10 protein-coding genes are annotated in these 17036 nt (G+C 64.3%); 6 read left to right on the forward strand and 4 right to left on the reverse strand.

Features of this window, described 5'->3' with window-relative positions; all coding sequences use genetic code 11:
* Positions 1–59: 59 nt before the first annotated feature.
* Together lepA and ACTNBU_RS10675 are read left to right on the forward strand one after the other, a co-directional pair.
* A complete protein-coding gene (gene lepA / locus ACTNBU_RS10670) occupies positions 60–1868 on the forward strand; it encodes a translation elongation factor 4 (RefSeq protein ID WP_441033831.1) in 1809 nt (602 codons plus the stop codon).
* Positions 1869–1927: 59 nt separating this feature from the next.
* Positions 1928–2662, forward strand: a complete 735-nt coding sequence (locus ACTNBU_RS10675; protein WP_441033833.1) for a PrsW family intramembrane metalloprotease — start codon at positions 1928–1930, stop codon at positions 2660–2662.
* Positions 2663–2884: 222 nt separating this feature from the next.
* On the opposite strand, the gene ACTNBU_RS10680 is transcribed toward ACTNBU_RS10675, so the two are convergent.
* Both ACTNBU_RS10680 and ACTNBU_RS10685 read right to left on the reverse strand, forming a co-directional pair.
* A complete protein-coding gene (locus tag ACTNBU_RS10680) occupies positions 2885–6040 on the reverse strand; it encodes an SEL1-like repeat protein (RefSeq protein ID WP_441033835.1) in 3156 nt (1051 codons plus the stop codon).
* Positions 6041–6057: 17 nt separating this feature from the next.
* On the reverse strand, positions 6058–7233 hold the full coding sequence (locus tag ACTNBU_RS10685) for an aldo/keto reductase (RefSeq protein ID WP_441033837.1): 1176 nt from the start codon (positions 7231–7233) through the stop codon (positions 6058–6060).
* A gap of 290 nt (positions 7234–7523) precedes the next feature.
* Between ACTNBU_RS10685 and ACTNBU_RS10690 the strand changes: the two genes are divergently transcribed.
* The 4 genes from ACTNBU_RS10690 (at position 7524) to ACTNBU_RS10705 (ending at position 14255) form a co-directional block, all read left to right on the forward strand.
* A complete protein-coding gene (locus tag ACTNBU_RS10690) occupies positions 7524–8588 on the forward strand; it encodes a carbamoyl phosphate synthase small subunit (protein WP_441033839.1) in 1065 nt (354 codons plus the stop codon).
* The gene (gene carB, locus ACTNBU_RS10695) at positions 8588–12625 is read left to right on the forward strand and encodes a carbamoyl-phosphate synthase large subunit (RefSeq protein WP_441033840.1); all 4038 of its coding nucleotides are present in this window, start codon (positions 8588–8590) and stop codon (positions 12623–12625) included. Before ACTNBU_RS10690 ends, carB begins: the two co-directional genes overlap by 1 nt.
* A 197-nt stretch (positions 12626–12822) precedes the next feature.
* Positions 12823–13458, forward strand: a complete 636-nt coding sequence (locus tag ACTNBU_RS10700; RefSeq protein WP_441033841.1) for a YoaK family protein — start codon at positions 12823–12825, stop codon at positions 13456–13458.
* Positions 13459–13568: 110 nt separating this feature from the next.
* Positions 13569–14255, forward strand: coding sequence for a TIGR00266 family protein (locus ACTNBU_RS10705; protein WP_441033842.1), 687 nt, complete (start codon positions 13569–13571; stop codon positions 14253–14255).
* A gap of 86 nt (positions 14256–14341) precedes the next feature.
* Here the strand turns inward: ACTNBU_RS10705 and ACTNBU_RS10710 are convergent, their stop codons facing one another.
* Together ACTNBU_RS10710 and thiI are read right to left on the reverse strand one after the other, a co-directional pair.
* Positions 14342–15604 (reverse strand): competence/damage-inducible protein A, encoded by a 1263-nt coding sequence (locus ACTNBU_RS10710; RefSeq protein WP_441033843.1) that lies wholly within the window; start codon positions 15602–15604, stop codon positions 14342–14344.
* Positions 15605–15643: 39 nt separating this feature from the next.
* Complete coding sequence (thiI, locus tag ACTNBU_RS10715; RefSeq protein WP_441033844.1) at positions 15644–16885, reverse strand: tRNA uracil 4-sulfurtransferase ThiI; 1242 nt, start codon at positions 16883–16885, stop codon at positions 15644–15646.
* Between the last annotated feature and the right edge of the window lie 151 nt (positions 16886–17036).

Below are 17036 nucleotides of genomic sequence, written 5' to 3' on the forward strand. Positions count from 1 at the left end.
CGCGCCGCCCCGCCTGCGCGGGGGCCTGCGTGGACTTGCCTATGGAGGTTATCCGAACTATGACGAAACAGAGCAACATCCGAAACTTCAGCATCATCGCCCACATTGACCACGGCAAGTCCACGCTGGCGGACCGGCTGCTGGAGAAGTGCAACGCCGTCTCCCAGCGGGAGATGGAGAGCCAGCTGCTGGACAACATGGACCTGGAAAAGGAGCGGGGCATTACCATCAAGGCCCGTGCCGTGAAGCTGAACTATCATGCCCAGGACGGCCAGCTCTACGAGCTGAACCTCATCGACACGCCGGGCCATGTGGACTTCAACTACGAGGTCTCCCGCTCCCTGGCCGCCTGCGAGGGCGCGGTGCTGGTGGTGGACTCCACCCAGGGCGTGGAGGCCCAAACCCTGGCCAACACCTATCTCGCCATGGAGCACGATCTGGAGATCCTGCCGGTGTTCAACAAGATCGACCTGCCCGCCGCCGACCCCCTGAAGGCTAAGCATGAGGTGGAGGACATCATCGGCCTGCCCGCCATGGACGCGCCGGAGATCTCCGCCAAAATGGGCATCAACATCGACGCCGTGCTGGAAGACATCGTGAAGAACGTGCCCCCTCCCTCCGGCGACATCAACGCGCCGCTGAAGGCCCTGATCTTCGACAGCCAGTACGACAGCTACCGGGGCGTCATCGTCTACATGCGGCTGAAGGAGGGCACCCTCCGGGTGGGCCAGACGGTGAAGCTCATGGCCACCGGCGCCGTCTATCAGGTCATCGAGTGCGGCCATCTGCTGCCCCTGGGCCTGGAACCCTGTCAGTCGCTGGAGGCCGGCGAGGTGGGCTACTTCACCGCCAGCATCAAAAACGTGGCGGACACCCGTGTGGGCGACACCGTCACCGACGCCGCCGCGCCCGCGGCGGAGCCCCTGCCGGGCTACCGGCCCGTGCAGTCCATGGTCTACTGCGGCATCTACACCGAGGACGGCAGCAAGTTCCCGGACCTGCGGGACGCTCTGGAGAAGCTGCGTCTCAACGACGCCTCCCTCAGCTTTGAGCCGGAGACGTCGGCGGCTCTGGGCTTCGGCTTCCGCTGCGGCTTCCTGGGAATGCTCCACATGGAAGTCATCCAGGAGCGGCTGGAGCGGGAATTCGACCTGGATCTGGTGACCACCCTGCCCTCCGTCATCTATCATGTCTACAAGACCGACGGCTCCATGGTGACGGTGGACAACCCCCACAACTATCCGGACCCCGCCTCCATTGAGCACGCGGAGGAGCCCTATGTGAAGGTCTCCATCATCGCCCCCAACGAGTACGTGGGCAACATCATGCCCATGTGCCAGAACCGCCGGGGCGAGTTCAAGGACATGCAGTATCTGGACACCAATCTGGTGGAGCTCCACTATCAGATGCCCCTGAACGAGATCATCTACGATTTCTTCGACACCCTGAAGGCCAACACCAAGGGCTACGCCTCCCTGGACTACGAGCTGTCCGGCTACCGGCCCAGCGAACTGGTGAAGGTGGACCTGCTGCTGAACGGCGACCAGGTAGACGCCCTGAGCTTTATCGCCCACAAGGACAAGGCGTATCCCCGGGCCCGGCGGCTGTGCGAGAAGCTGAAGGACAACATCCCCCGCCAGCTGTTCGAGATCCCCATTCAGGCGGCCATCGGCGGCCGCATCATCGCCCGGGAGACGGTGAAGGCCATGCGGAAGGACGTGCTGGCCAAGTGCTACGGCGGCGACGTCACCCGGAAGAAGAAGCTGCTGGAAAAGCAGAAAGAGGGCAAGAAAAAGATGCGGAGTCTGGGTACCGTCCAGGTCCCCACCGAGGCCTTCCTGGCCGTCCTCAAGCTGGACGAGGAGTGATGTTCGTTTCTCCCCACCGCCAGACGGTATAAAGCGATATACAGAGAAAGGAGCTTCCTATGTTTTTCTTCGCCCCGTTTTTTGCGGCGCCCGCGCTGTACATTTTGGGCATCTATGTGCTGGCGGCCGTTCTGCCGGCGGTGTTTCTGCTGCGCTATATCTACCGGAAGGACACGGTGGAGCCGGAACCACCCCTTCTGCTGATACGGCTCCTTTTTATGGGCGTCATCGCGGCGCTGATCTCCATTGTGCTGGAATCGCTGGGTGAGAGCATCCTGAATGCTCTGGTGGATCCCGGCAGCCCCTGGTACACGGTCCTGCTGGCCTTTTTCGTGGTGGCGGTGGTGGAGGAGGGCACCAAGTTCTTCTTCCTGAAGCGCCGCACCTGGTATGACCCTAACTTTAACTACAGCTTTGACGGTATCGTCTACGCGGTGTTCGTCTCCCTGGGCTTCGCCGCGTATGAGAACATCCAGTACGTTATGAGCTATGGACTCTCCGTGGCCCTGCCCCGGGCCCTGCTGGCCGTCCCCGGACACATGGGCTTCGCCGTGTTCATGGGCGTCTTCTATGGCCGGGCAAAGCTGCGGTTCGATCTGGGCGACAAGCCGGGCTGCAAGGCCAATCTGCGGGCGGGCTATCTCGTCGCCGTGTTCCTCCACGGCTTCTATGACGCCTGCGCCATGTCTGGCACCGCCCTGGCCACCGTGGCGTTCGTGATCTTCGTGGTGGTCATGTATCTGGTGGTGTTCCGCCTGATCCGCCGGGAGTCCCTTCAAGATACGCCGGTCTGATACTGATTTCAAATAAAATGCTTTATTTGAAATCCCGCGTGCTTTGCACGCTGGTGCCGCACGTGCCGCGGATCACCACGTCTCATAAAAACCTGACGCGCTTTGCGCTATAAAAAGCTTTTCAAGCTTTTTATCAGGTTTTCGTATGATACAATCTCTGCTGTAAAAACCGCCGGAGGTTCGCGCCTCCGGCGGTTTTTTGTTTGATCGTCCGGGTGGCGTTCACTTTCCCCTCAGCCAGCCCAGCAGGCCGTGTCCGTGCCCGCCGGCTCGCAGCCGTTTCAGGGCCTCTCCGGCCTCCTTGCAGCCGCCGGCGGAGGCCTGTCGGTACAGCTCCATGGCCCGGTGGCGGTCCTTCCGCACGCCGGTGCCCTGTTCGTAGCACCGGCCCAGACGGTACTCGCCCATGTGGTTCCCCGCATCGGCGGCCTGACGGTACAGCTCCACGGCCTTTTCCGGGTCCTGGGGCACGCCCCGGCCCTCCTCGCACATACAGCCCAGGCTCTCCATGGCGGTGGGATTCCCCCGGTCCGCCGCCTGACGGTACAGCTCCACAGCCCGCTCCAGGTCCTGCTCCACGCCGTAGCCGTGTTCATAGCAGTCCGCCATATTGTTGATGCCCACCACGTTTCCCTGGTCTGCCGCCTGACAGTACAGGCGGAACGCCTGGTCGTAGTCCTGCTCCACGCCGTAGCCCATGTAATAGAAGTAGCCCAGGTTGCACTGGGCGGACGCGAGGCCCTTGTCCGCCGCCTGACGGTAGTATTCCACGGCCTTCTGATAGTCCCTCGGCATCCCGATGCCCTCGTAGCAGCAGACACCCAGCTTGTACAGCGCGGAGGCATAGCCCTGTCCGGCGGCCTGGCGGTAGAACTCTACGGCCCGGGCCGGGTCCTTTTTCACGCCGTAGCCGTACTGATAGCACTCTCCCACGAAATACTGTCCTCTGGCCTGCCCGTTGGCTGCGGCCCGGGAGAACCAGTCAAAGGCCAGGTCGTTGTTTTCCTCCACGCCGCTGCCGTGGTAGTAGAGGAAGCCCAGATTGCACTGCGCCCGGGCGTAGCCCATGTCCGCCGCCTGACGGTACAGCCGCGCCGCCTCCGCCTTGTCCTCCGCCACGCCTTTCCCCAACTCGTAGCACAAGCCCAGGTTGCAGATGGCCGGGGCATAGTCCTGGTCCGCCGCGGCGCGATAGAAGTCCGCTGCCTTTTCCGGATCCTTCTCCGTGCCGTAGCCGTAGTCATAGCACTCGCCCGCCAGACTCTGTGCCCGGGCATGGCCCTGCTCCGCCGCCTTCAGGAACCACTCCAGAGCCTGCTTCTCGTCCTCCTCCACAGCGATGCCGTTCAGGCAGAAGAAGCCCAGATTGCACTGGGCACGGGCCAGCCCCTGCTCCGCCGCCAGACGGTACAGCCGCGCCGCCTCCGCCTTGTCCTCCGCCACGCCCTTGCCCAGCTCATAGCACAGCCCCAGGGCGCACTGTCCGTCCGGATATTCCTGTTCAGCGGCCTGACCGTAGAATTCCACAGCCTTCTCCGGATCGCTCTCCACGCCGTAGCCGTACTCGTAGCACTCGCCCACGAAATACTGGCCTCTGGCGTAGCCCTGGTCCGCCGCCTTGGAGAACCACTGAAAGGCCTGCGCATTGTCCTCCGGAACGCCAATGCCGTGATAACAGAAGAAGCCCAGGTTGCACTGGGCCCGGGCCAGTCCCTGTTCCGCCGCCAGACGGTACAGCCGCGCCGCCTCCGCCTTGTCCTCCGGCACCCCTTCGCCCAGCTCATAGCACAGCCCCAGGGCACACTGTCCGTCGGGATACTCCCGCTCCGCCGCGGCGCGATACAGCTCTGCGGCCTTTCCCATGTTCCGCTCCGTGCCGCAGCCGTTCTCCCAGCACTGTCCGGCCAGGAACTGTGCCCGGGGATAGTCCTGCTCCGCCGCCCTGGAGAACCATTGGAACGCCTGCCGGTCATCCTCCTCCACGGCGATGCCCCGATAGTAGAAGAAGCCCAGATTGCACTGAGCCGGAGCGTGGCCCTGTTCTGCCGCCAGACGATACAGCCGCGCCGCCTCCGCTTTGTCCTCCGGGACTCCCTCGCCCAGCTCATAGCACAGCCCCAGGGCGCACTGGCCGCCGGGATGGCCCTGCTCCGCCGATTTCTGGTAGAGGACCACCGCCCGTTCCAGGTCCTTCTCCGCGCCGTAGCCGTACTGAAGGCACTCCCCCGCCAGGAACTGGGCCCGGGCGTAGCCCTGCTCCGCCGCCTTTAAAAACAGCGCCAGGGCCTGCCGGTCGTCCTCCTCCACAGTGATGCCGTGGTAGTAGAAAAAACCCAGGTTGCACAGGGCCGGAGCGTAGCCCTGCTCCGCCGCCTGACGGTACAGCCGCGCCGCCTCCAGCTTGTCCTCCGCTGCCCCCTTGCCCAGCTCGTAGCACAGCCCCAGGGCACACTGGGCCGGGGGATAGTCCTGCTCCGCCGCGGCCCGGTAGAGCCGGAGCGCCTTCTCTAGGTCCTCCTCCGTGCCGTAGCCGTAGTCATAGCACTGACCGGCCAGATACTGGGCGCGGGGATACCCCTTTTCCGCCGCCTTCAGGAACCATTGCAGCGCCTGAGCGTTGTCCTCCTCCACGCCGTTGCCCCGGTAATAGCAGTAGCCCAGGGAACACTGGGCCGGAACAAAGCCCTGCTCCGCCGCCCGGCGGTACAGCGCCAGCATCCGGCCCCAGTCTTTGGGCACGCCGTAGCCGTGCTCATAGCACTCGCCCAGCAGGAACAGCGCCCGGGAAAAGTCCTGCTCCGCCGCCTTTTCAAACCAGGACACCGCCTGGACGTCGTCCTCCTCCACGGCGATGCCGTGATAATAGAAGAAGCCCAGATTGCACTGGGCCGGCGCGTAGCCCTGCTCCGCCGCCAAGGCATACAGCTCCGCCGCCTTCTCCTTGTCCAGCGGGACGCCGCTGCCCAGCTCATAGCAAAGGCCCAGGGCGCACTGGGCCGGCGGAAAGCCGGCGTCCGCCGCCTCCTGATAGAGCTCCGCCGCCCGATGGGGGTCCCGCTCCACGCCGACGCCCCGCTCATAGCACACGCCCAGATTCAGCTGGGCGTTGATGCTGCCGCCCTGGGCGGCCTGCTGAAACCAGTAGGCGCCCTTCCGCTCATCCTTCGGTGCGCCCTGAGAGCCCTCCATATAGCAGGCAGCCAGCCGCTCCTGGGCCTCCAGATCGCCGTCCTCCGCGGCGGCCATGAGATTGTGGAGATCTTCCTGCTTCTGATGCAGGGACGCCGCGGCGCTTTTCAAGAACTCCGGATTGATATAGATGATCTCCTGGGAGCCGTCCTCCCGGAGCGGCTCCCTGCCGTTTTCGTTGTCAGCCATGTGTCTCCTCCGTAGGATCAGATCTTCAGCAGACGGTAGGCCTGCTCCACGATGCGGTAGGCAGGTGTCTCCAGCTCCGCCGCGGCCCGCTTCAGCTCCTTCCGGATGTCCAGATGTTGGGGACAGTGCTGCTCGCACTTACCGCAGCCCACGCAGTGCCGGACGCCGGTGGACTGCCGCCGCATGGCGGTGGTCTGCATATACTCCCGGCAGGCCTTGCCCTTTCCATCGATGCCTACCTCATTCCAGCACCGGAATACGCCGGGGATGTCCACGCCCCTGGGGCAGGGCTGGCAGTAGCCGCAGCCGGTGCAGCCCACCCGCAGGGCCCCGCTGATCTCCCGCTTCAGTCCGGCAATGAGGGCCCGGTCCTCCTCCGTGAACTCCCCGGCCCGGGCCTCCGAGGCGATACGGCAGTTTTCCGCCACCATCTCCAGGGAGTTCATGCCCGACAGGACGCAGGTGACGCCGGGCTGGTCCCACAGCCACCGCAGTCCCCACTCGGCGGCGGAGCGGCCCTTTCCCTCTTTCTCCAGCAGTTCCTTTGCCGCCGGAGGCAGCTGATTGGCCAGCCGTCCGCCCCGAAGGGGCTCCATGATGATGACGGGGATACCCCGGGCGGCCGCCGTCTCCAGTCCCCTGCGGCCCGCCTGGGTGGTCTCGTCCATATAGTTGTACTGGATCTGGCAGAAGTCCCAGTCGTAGGCGCTCAGCACCTCCAGAAAGGCGGCGGTGCCGCCGTGGAAGGAGAAGCCGATATTCCGGATCTGGCCCGACGCCTTCTTCTCCGCGATCCACTCCTCGATGCCGAAGCTCCGCAGCTTCTCCCAGGCACTGACGTCCGCCAGCATATGCATGAGGTAGAAGTCCACATGGTCGGTGCACAGCCGCTTCAGTTCCTCGTCGAAGCAACGGTCGATGCCCTTCCGGGAGCGGATGAGATACTGGGGCAGCTTGGTGGCGATCAGCACACGGTCCCGGCACTGGTTCCGCCGCAGGATCTCGCCCACCGCCGCCTCGCTGCCGGGATAGATATAGGCGGTGTCCAGATAGTTCACACCGGCGTCGATGGCCGCCATCAGCTCCCGCTCCGCCTTGTCCAGATCGATCCCGCCGCCGCTGCGGGTGAACCGCATACAGCCGTAACCCAGCAGAGAGATCTGCTCACCGTGTTTTCCCATTCGATACTGCATACCGACTCCTCTATTCTCAAAAATGCCCCTGCCCCCGGCAGCGGGGCGGTCTTTCTTTCCGCGCTCCGGCGGTCAGCCGGAGTGCTATCCAACAACGTCCATTATACCGGACATGGAGGCCGCTTGCAATGTCCAACTGGGAAAATGCACAAAAAGTATGACCTTTCCGGCGAAAAAACTCTGTGGAAACGGCGGTAAATATTTCAATAAAAGCGGTTGACTCGCGCATAAAAATAGCGGATAATAGCGAACAATAAATAAATATGCAAATTTGAAATAGGAGAGAGAGTATGGAAAAGGCATATTTGGTGCTGGAGGACGGCCAGGTGTTTGAGGGTTGCCGGTTCGGCGCCATGTCGGACACCGTGGGCGAACTGGTATTCACCACCGGCATGTGCGGCTACATTGAGACGCTGACCGACCCCAGCTACGCCGGACAGATCGTTTTGCAGACCTATCCGCTGATCGGCAATTACGGCATCATGGAAGAGGACTTCGAGGGGAACTGCGCCGTCCGGGGCTATGTGGTCCGGGAGTGGTGCGGGAGCCCCTCCAATTTCCGCGCGCAGTACGATCTGGACACCTTCCTGAAGGAGCGGAACGTGCCGGGCCTGTACGGCGTGGACACCCGGGAGCTGACCCGCATTCTGCGGGAGCACGGCGTTATGAACGCATCCATCTGCAGTGAGATCCCCGCGGACCTGACTCCCATCAAGCTGTACGCCGTCCAGGGCGTGGTACGGGCGGTCACCAGTCCGGCCCCCAGCGCCCATCCGGCGGAGGGCGTGGAGAAATACCGGGTCTCCCTCATCGACTACGGCGCCAAGCGGAACATCGTCCGCAGCCTTCAGCAGCGGGGCTGTACGGTCACGGTGCTGCCCGCCTCCGTCTCCGCGGAGGAGGTCCTGGCCGGACACCCCGACGGCGTCATGCTGTCCAACGGCCCCGGCGACCCCTCCGAGAATACCTTTGAGATCGAACAGATCAAAAACCTTCTGGGCAAGGTCCCCCTGTTCGGCATCTGTCTGGGCCATCAGCTGACGGCGCTGGCCGCCGGCGGCAGCACCTACAAGCTGAAGTACGGCCACCGGGGTGTCAACCAGCCCGTCCGGGATCTGGAGGGCCGCCGGACCTACATCACCAGCCAGAACCACGGCTACGCCGTGGACGGAAGCAGTCTGAAGACCGGCAAGGTGCGCTACATCAACGCCAACGACGGCACCTGCGAGGGCATTGACTATCCGGAGTGGAACGCCTTTACGGTGCAGTTCCATCCGGAGGCCTGCTCCGGCCCCAAGGACACCGGCTTCCTGTTTGACCGGTTTGTGGAAATGATGAAAGGTGGTGACCGGTAATGCCTCTCGATACCAGTATCAAGAAAGTCCTCGTCATCGGCTCCGGCCCCATCGTCATCGGCCAGGCCGCGGAGTTCGACTACGCCGGTGCCCAGGCCTGCCGGGTCCTGAAAGAGGCCGGGGTCAACGTGGTGCTGTGTAACTCCAACCCCGCCACCATCATGACCGATCAGGCCATGGCGGACGAGATCTATCTGGAGCCTCTGACGGCGGACACCATCAAGCGCATCATCAAAAAGGAGAAGCCCGACTCCATTCTGGCGGGCCTGGGCGGCCAGACCGGCCTGACGCTGGCCATGCAGCTGGACAAAGAGGGCTTCCTGAAGGAACAGGGCGTCCGCCTGCTGGGCACCGACGCCGCGGCCATCTCCCGGGCCGAGGACCGGGAACTGTTCAAGGAGGCCATGGCCGAGATCGGCCAGCCCGTCATCGCCTCGGACATCGCTGAGACTGTGGAGGACGCCCTGGCCGTGGCGGACCGCATCGGCTATCCCGTCATCGTCCGTCCCGCCTTTACCCTTGGCGGCGCCGGCGGCGGCGCGGCCAAGGACGCCGATGAGCTGCGCATTATCGCCCAGACGGGTCTGGACGCCTCACCCATCACCCAGGTGCTCATTGAAAAGGCCATCTTCGGCTGGAAGGAGATCGAGTTCGAGACCATGCGGGACAGCGCGGGCAACGTCATCGCCGTCTGCTCCATGGAGAATCTGGACCCGGTGGGCGTCCACACCGGCGACTCCATCGTGGTGGCCCCCACCCAGACCCTGTCCGACAAAGAGTTCCAGATGCTGCGGAAGGCCTCCCTGGACATCATCACCCATCTGGGCATCGTGGGCGGCTGCAACTGCCAGCTGGCCCTGAATCCCGACAGCTTCGAGTACGCCGTCATTGAGGTGAACCCCAGAGTCTCCCGCTCCTCTGCCCTGGCCTCCAAGGCCACCGGCTATCCCATCGCCAAGATCACCGCCAAGATCGCCCTGGGCTACACCTTGGACGAGATCAAAAACGACATCACCGGCAAGACCTGCGCCTGCTTCGAGCCTGCGCTGGACTACATCGTGGTGAAGATGCCCAAGTGGCCCTTCGACAAGTTCGCCGACGCCTCCCGGACCCTGGGTACCCAGATGAAGGCCACCGGCGAGGTCATGTCCATCGCCCCCAGCTTCGAGATGGCCCTGATGAAGGCCGTCCGGGGCGCGGAGATCGGCATGGACACCCTGAACCGCAAGCCCGACGAGGACGACACCGCCCCCATTGAGGAGCGGCTCCGCCGGGTAGACGACCACCGGCTGTTCACCATCTTTGAGGCCATGAAGTCCGGCGTGTCCCTGGATACCATCCATGACATCACGAAGATCGACCACTGGTTCCTCAGCCACATCCGGCGTCTGGCGGACTTTGAGCAGACGCTGGAGCGGGAGGGCCTGACGGCGGAGCTCTATGAACAGGGCAAGCAGTTCGGCTATCCCGACAGCGCCCTGCTGCGGCTCTCCGGCGCTCAGGCGCTGCCCTGTGAGAGCAAGGCCGCCGTCTACAAGATGGTGGACACCTGCGCCGCGGAGTTTGACGCGGAGACCCCCTACTTCTACTCCACCTTCGACCGCTTCTGCGAGTCCCGGACCTTCCCCCGGTCCAGAAAGCCCGTCATTATGGTGCTGGGCTCCGGCCCCATCCGCATCGGCCAGGGCATTGAGTTCGACTACTCCTCCGTTCACTGCGTCTGGACGCTGAAGCAGCTGGGCTATGAGGTGGTCATCGTCAACAACAACCCGGAGACCGTCTCCACGGACTACGACACCGCCGACCGCCTGTACTTCGAGCCCCTCTGCCCGGAGGACGTCATGCACATTATCGAGGTGGAGAAGCCCATGGGCGTGGTGGTGGCCTTCGGCGGCCAGACGGCCATCAAGCTCACCAAGTTCCTGGACAGCCGTGGCATCCGCATCATGGGCACCTCCGCCGAGTCCATCGACATGGCGGAGGACCGGGAGCGGTTCGACGAGCTGCTGGAGCGGTTCCACATCAAGCGGGCCGCGGGCCGTGGCGTGCTGGGCCTGGACGAAGCCCTGGCGGCGGCCCATGAGCTGGGCTATCCCGTGCTGCTGCGCCCCTCCTACGTCATCGGCGGACAGAACATGGTCATCGCCCACAACGACGGCGAGGTCCGCCGGTACATGGACATCATCCTCTCCGGCAAGATCGAGAACCCGGTGCTGGTGGACCAGTACCTCATGGGCACGGAGCTGGAGGTGGACGTCATCTCCGACGGCGCGGACGTGCTGATCCCCGGCATCATGCAGCACATCGAGCGCACCGGCGTCCACTCCGGCGACTCCATCGCCGTCTATCCCCCCTTCTCCATCGGCGACAAGATGCTCCACACCATCATCGATTGCTCCGAGAAGCTGGCCCTCTCCCTGAAGACCCGGGGCCTCATCAACATCCAGTATCTGATCTATCAGGGTGAGCTGTACGTCATCGAGGTGAATCCCCGGGCCTCCCGGACGGTGCCCTACATCTCCAAGGTCACCGGCGTGCCCATGGTGGATCTGGCCACCCGGGTCATGATCGGCCAGCCCCTGAAGTCCCTGGGCTACGGCACCGGTCTGTACCGGCAGCCTCCCTACGTGGCGGTGAAGGTCCCCGTGTTCTCCTTTGAGAAGATCACCGACGCCAACGCCGCCCTGTCCCCGGAGATGAAGTCCACCGGAGAGGTGCTGGGCCTGGGCAAGAATCTCCACGAGGCCCTGTTCAAGGGACTGCTCTCCGCGGGCTATCACGTGGAAAAGCCCGTCCGGGGCGGCGTGCTGATCTCTGTCAACCGCCGGGACCAGCCGGAGATCGTGGGCATCGCCCGGAAGCTGGACGACATGGGCTACAAGCTCTACGCCACCGACGGCACCGCCAAGGAGATCTCCCGTCTGGGCACCACCGTGGAGGTGGTGGGCAAGCTGGGCCGGGACAGCCGGGTCTTCCAGCTGCTGGAGGACGGCAAGATCGACTACGTCATCCTCACCGGCTCCACGGAGCCCAACTACATCCGGGACTTCATCCACCTGAACCACCGCTGCGTCCAGCTGGGCATCCCCTGCCTCACCTCTCTGGACACCGCCGGCGCCCTGGCGGACATTCTGGCCTCCCGGTACAACCAGAACAACACGGAACTGGTGGACATCTGCCACCTTCGGACGGAGCATCAGAAGCTCCCCTTCTCCAAGATCCAGGCCAGCGGCAACGACTACATCCTTCTGGAGAACTTCCACGGCGAGATCACCTGCCCGGAGTCCCTGTGCATCCTGTTCTGCGACCGGCACTACGGCATCGGCGCCGACGGCATCATCCTCATGGAGCCCTCTGAGACGGCGGACATCCGGATGCGGATGTTCAACGCCGACGGCTCCGAGAGCCCGGTGGCGGGCAACGCCCTGTCCTGCATTGTGAAGTACCTCTACGACAAGAACATCGTCCACAAGGAGACCATCACCATCGAGACGGACCGGGGCGTGAAGACCGTCACCCTCTACACCACCAACGGCAAGGTCACCTCCGCCTGTGTGGACATGGGCCGCGCCTCCCTGGACCTCTCCGCCCTCCGCCTGAACCTCCCGGTGAAGGAGGCCGTCAACTACCCGCTGACCGTGGGCGGGCAGGAGTACGCCGTTACCTGCGTGGACATCGGCAACCCCCACTGCGTGGTGTTTTGTCCCCGGGTGGACGCCGTGGATCTGAACACCGTGGGGCCCCAGTTCGAGTTCGCGGACTACTTCCCGGAGCGCATCAACACGGAGTTCGTCCGGGTGGTAAATCCCAGCACCATCAAGCTGCGGACCTGGGAGCGGGGCAGCGGCGAGACGCTGTCCTGCGGCTCCGGCGCCTGCGCGGCGGTGGTGGCCGCCGTGGCCACAGGCCAGTGTGAAAAAGGCCGGGACATCACCGTCAAGACCGGGGGCGGCGACCTGGTTGTGAATTATACCGACGACACGGTCCTGCTGGTGGGCGGCGCCAAGCTGGTCTACGAGGGCATCACCGAGTACTGATACGCCCCCGCGCTCCGGCGGCGGCACTTGACCGCCATGCCGGTCTGTATTAGAATAGAACCGCCCATCCGAGCAGCGAGAGGAGCCGGTACGCGCCGAACGTGCGTACCGGCTTCTTCACGGAATTTTGAAAAAGGAGCGCACATCCTGTGGAGCATCTTCCGAAAAAGCAGTTTCAGAGATCCGAATCCTTTCTGGTGAGTGCACTGCTGGCGGCGGCAGGCGGCCTGCTGGACGCCTACACCTATCTCAGCAGAGGCGGCGTGTTCGCCAACGCCGAGACCGGCAACATCGTCCTGCTGGGCCTTCATCTGGCCCGAGGCCAGTGGCGGGCGGCCGGTACGTATCTGCTTCCCATCCTGGCCTTTGCCGCCGGCGTGCTGGCGGCGGAGCTCATCCGGGACCGCCATCCCAACAGCGGCCGGTATCACTGGCGCCACACCATCCTGCTGGCGGAGATCGCCGTCATTTGTGTTGTAGCGTTCCTGCCGCTGGGCAGTTGGGACATGCCGTCCAACGCGATGGTGGCCTTCGTCTGCGCCCTGCAGGTGGAGACCTTCCGGAAGGTCCGGGGCAACGCCTTCGCCTCCACCATGTGCACCGGCAATCTCCGCAGCGGCACGGAGGCTCTGTACCATGGTCTGGTCCGCCGGGACCGGACGGCTCTGGAGAAGGCGCTGTGCTATTACGGCATCATCGGCTGCTTCATCGCCGGTGCCGCCCTGGGCGCGTTCCTCACCGGTCCCGCCCCTCAGCGGGCGGTACTGGGGGCGGCGGCTCTTCAGTCGGCGGCCTTTGTGCTGATGTGGGGCAGGGACGCCTCTCCCGCCTGAACTTTCCGGACAAAAAGCGGCGATGGAATTGACCGAAGGCGCTGGATTGTATTACAATGGGAGAAACCATCCCCGGAGGACCGCTGGGGAGATTGAAAGGAGCATCGCGTATGCGCTATTCCATTGAGGGAACGCCGCTGCCGGTGGCCATCTGCCAGCTGGAAGCCGGAGAATCCATGCTCACCGAGCGGGGCAGCATGAGCTGGATGAGCCCCAACATGCGGATGGAGACCACCACCCGGGGAGGCCTGGGAAAGGCCCTGGGCCGGATGTTCGCCGGAGAGGCCCTGTTCCAGAACCGCTACACCGCCCAGGGAGGTCCCGGCCTCATCGCCTTCGCCTCCAGCTTCCCCGGAGACATCCGGGCCTTCGACATCGCCCCCGGACGGGAGCTGGTGGTGCAGAAAAGCGGCTTTCTGGCCAGCGAGTCCACGGTGGAGCTGTCGGTTTTCTTCCAGAAGAAGCTGGGCTCCGGCTTTTTCGGCGGCGAGGGCTTCATCATGCAGAAGCTGTCCGGCCGGGGCACGGCCTTCTGTGAGTTCGACGGCTATGTGAAGCAGTACGACCTGGCGCCGGGCCAGTCCATTGTGGTGGACACCGGCTATCTCGCCGCCATGGACGCCTCCTGCTCCATCGACATCCAGTCAGTGCCCGGCATGAAGAACATTCTCTTCGGCGGCGAGGGCGTTTTCAACACCGTCATCACCGGCCCTGGCCGCGTCTGGCTCCAGACCATGCCGGTCAGTGCCGTGGCTGGCGCCATTCGTCCCTTCATCCCCACGGGAAACGGCGACTGATCCTGATTTCAAATCAACTTCTCCATACGGCAGAACGCCGCCCGGCCAGATGGCCGGGCGGCGTTTTCGTTATCTGTGTGCGGGCCTCACAGCGCCTCCGGGTCCAGGCCCGTGATGTACCGCCGGAGCATGTCGTAGGCGTGGTTGCAGGACACGTTGCGGATGCGGTCCCGGCGCTTGCGGCCCAGATCCAGCTTCCGGCAGTACGTCCCCGTGGGGGTAGCCAGTCCCACGAACACCAGCCCCACGGGATTTCCCCGCTCGTCGCTGTCCGGTCCCGCCACGCCGGTGACGGACACCGCCAGATCCGCCCCGGTGATTCGGGCGGCGCCCTCCGCCATGGCCCGGGCGGTGGGTTCGGACACCGCGCCGAACTCGTCCAGAATCTCCTGGGGCACCCCCAGGACGGAGGCCTTCACGGCGGTCCAGTAGCTCACCACGCCGCCCCGGTACACATCCGACGCCCCGGGCAGGGCGGTGATCTGCTGGGCGATCTGTCCGCCGGTGCAGGACTCGGCGGTGGCGAAGGTCATGCCCTTCTCCCGCAGCAGCTTCAGGCACTGCTCCGGCAGGCCGGACACGTCCACGCCGTACACATAGTCGCCCAGGGCGGCCTTCACCTCCTCCACCACCGGGGCCAGCATGGCCTCCGCCTCCGCCTGACTGGCGGCCTTGGCGGTGGCCCGGAGCCGCACCTCGGCGGGCTTGGCGTAGGTGGCCAGGGAGGGATTCTCCATCACCACCATCCGGTCGTGGAGGATCTCCTCCACGGAGGACTCTCCCAGTCCGAAGCACATGATATCCCGGGAGACGATGACATCTCCGCTGAGGGTCCTCAGATAGGGGATGGCGCAGCGGGTGGTCATGGTTTTGCACTCAAAGGGCGGGCCGGGGAGCATCAGTACATGGACGCCGCCGCTCTCAAAGGCGCAGCCGGGGGCAGTGCCCACGGCGTTGTCGAAGATGGTGCAGCCCACCGGCAGCTCCGCCTGCCGCTTGTTGTTCTCCGGCATCTCCCGGTGGAGGGACTCCCGGTAGAAGGTCTTCAGGTTCTCCACAATGTCCTCATGGAGCACCAGCTCCTGCCCGAACTCCTCGCAGATGGTCTGCTTGGTGAGGTCGTCATAGGTGGGGCCCAGGCCGCCGGTGGTAATGATGATGTCCGCCCGCTTCCGGGCGATGGCCAGGGCCTCCCGCAGCCGCTCCGGGTTGTCCCCCACCACAGTGTGCCAGAACACGTTGACGCCGATGCCGCTGAGCTCCTGGGACAGGAACTGGGCGTCGGTATTGGCGATATTGCCCAGCAGGATCTCCGTTCCCACCGCAATGATCTCCGCCGAATGTGCCATAGAAATGCCTTCTTTCGTTTTGATCTGAAATCCCGTGCTTTATGCCTCTGTCTCCGTCCCCCGGACGGTCATGGCGCCGTTGCTCTTGATGCGCACCCGCTTCACCCCGGCCAGGGACTTGGCCATCAGGGCCTCCACGTCCATTGCCGCCTCGGCGGCCTCCACATCCTCCAGATTGGGCCGGGTGCAGGGATGCCGGGGCGTGAACACGGTGCAGCAGTCCTCATAGGGCAGGATGGAGGTGTCATAGGTGCCGATGCGGCGGGACAGACGGATGATTTCCACCTTGTCCATGCCGATGAGGGGTCGCAGCACCGGCATCTCCGCCACGCTCTCCGTGACGCCCAGGGCCATCATGGTCTGGCTGGCCACCTGGCCCAGGGACTCGCCGGTCACAAGGGCCTTGGCCTGGACCTTCTTCGCCACAGCCTGACTGAGCCGCATCATGAACCGCCGCATGATCAGGGTGAAATACTCCTCCGGGCACTTCCGGCGGATCTCCTCCTGGATCTCCGTAAAGGGCACGATGTGAACCGTCAGCTGGCCGCACCAGGGCACCAGCAGCCGCGCCAGCTCCAGCACCTTGTCCTGGGCCTGCTGGGAGGTGTAGGGCGGGGACTCGAAGTGGACCATCTCCAGCCACACGCCCCGCCGGGCCATCATCCAGGAGGCCACGGGGCTGTCGATGCCGCCGGACAGCAGGCTCACCGCCTTGCCGCCCATGCCCACCGGCAGACCGCCGGCGCCCTCGGCGGCGGGGCCGTGGACGTAGGCCGCCTTCTCCCGTATCTCCACGAATACCGTCAGTTCCGGATGGTGGACGTCCACCGCCACGTCGGGAAACGCCTCCGCCAGCTCGCCGCCCACGGCCTGGGACAGCTGGATGGAGGTCATGGGATACCGCTTGTCCGCCCGCTTGCTCTCCACCTTGAAGCTCTTTGCCGAGGCGAAGGCGTCCGCCAGATAGTGCTTCGCCGTCTCCACGATCTCCGGCACCGTCTTGCCGCAGGGCACGGCCCGGGCCACCGCCGCCACGCCGAACACCTGGGTGCAGGCCTGCCAGGCGCTCTCCACGTCGCACTCGCCCAGCGGCTCCACATAGATGGTGGACTGCCGGGTGTACACCTGGAACCGCCCAAAGGGCCGGATGCGGCGGCTGACGTTGGATACCAGCTTGTCCTCAAAGGCGCTGCGGTTCAGTCCCTTCAGGACCACCTCGCCCAGCTTCAGCAACAGGATCTCCTGGGGCGCTCCGGCTGTGGAAGTCATAGTTTCAGTCATAGAAAACCTCCTACAATAATAATAATTACGGTTTAAGGCGCGGCAGCCAGCCGCGTCTTTTTCCATCTCAAAGCCGAAGCTGTTAGAATGAGAGAGTAAATGGCCTGACAGTTAAGACCTTGGGCTGACACGCCCGCACAGGAGTCCGTCA

Source organism: Dysosmobacter sp. HCP28S3_G4 (assembly GCF_052065175.1).
GTDB lineage: Bacteria > Bacillota > Clostridia > Oscillospirales > Oscillospiraceae > Oscillibacter.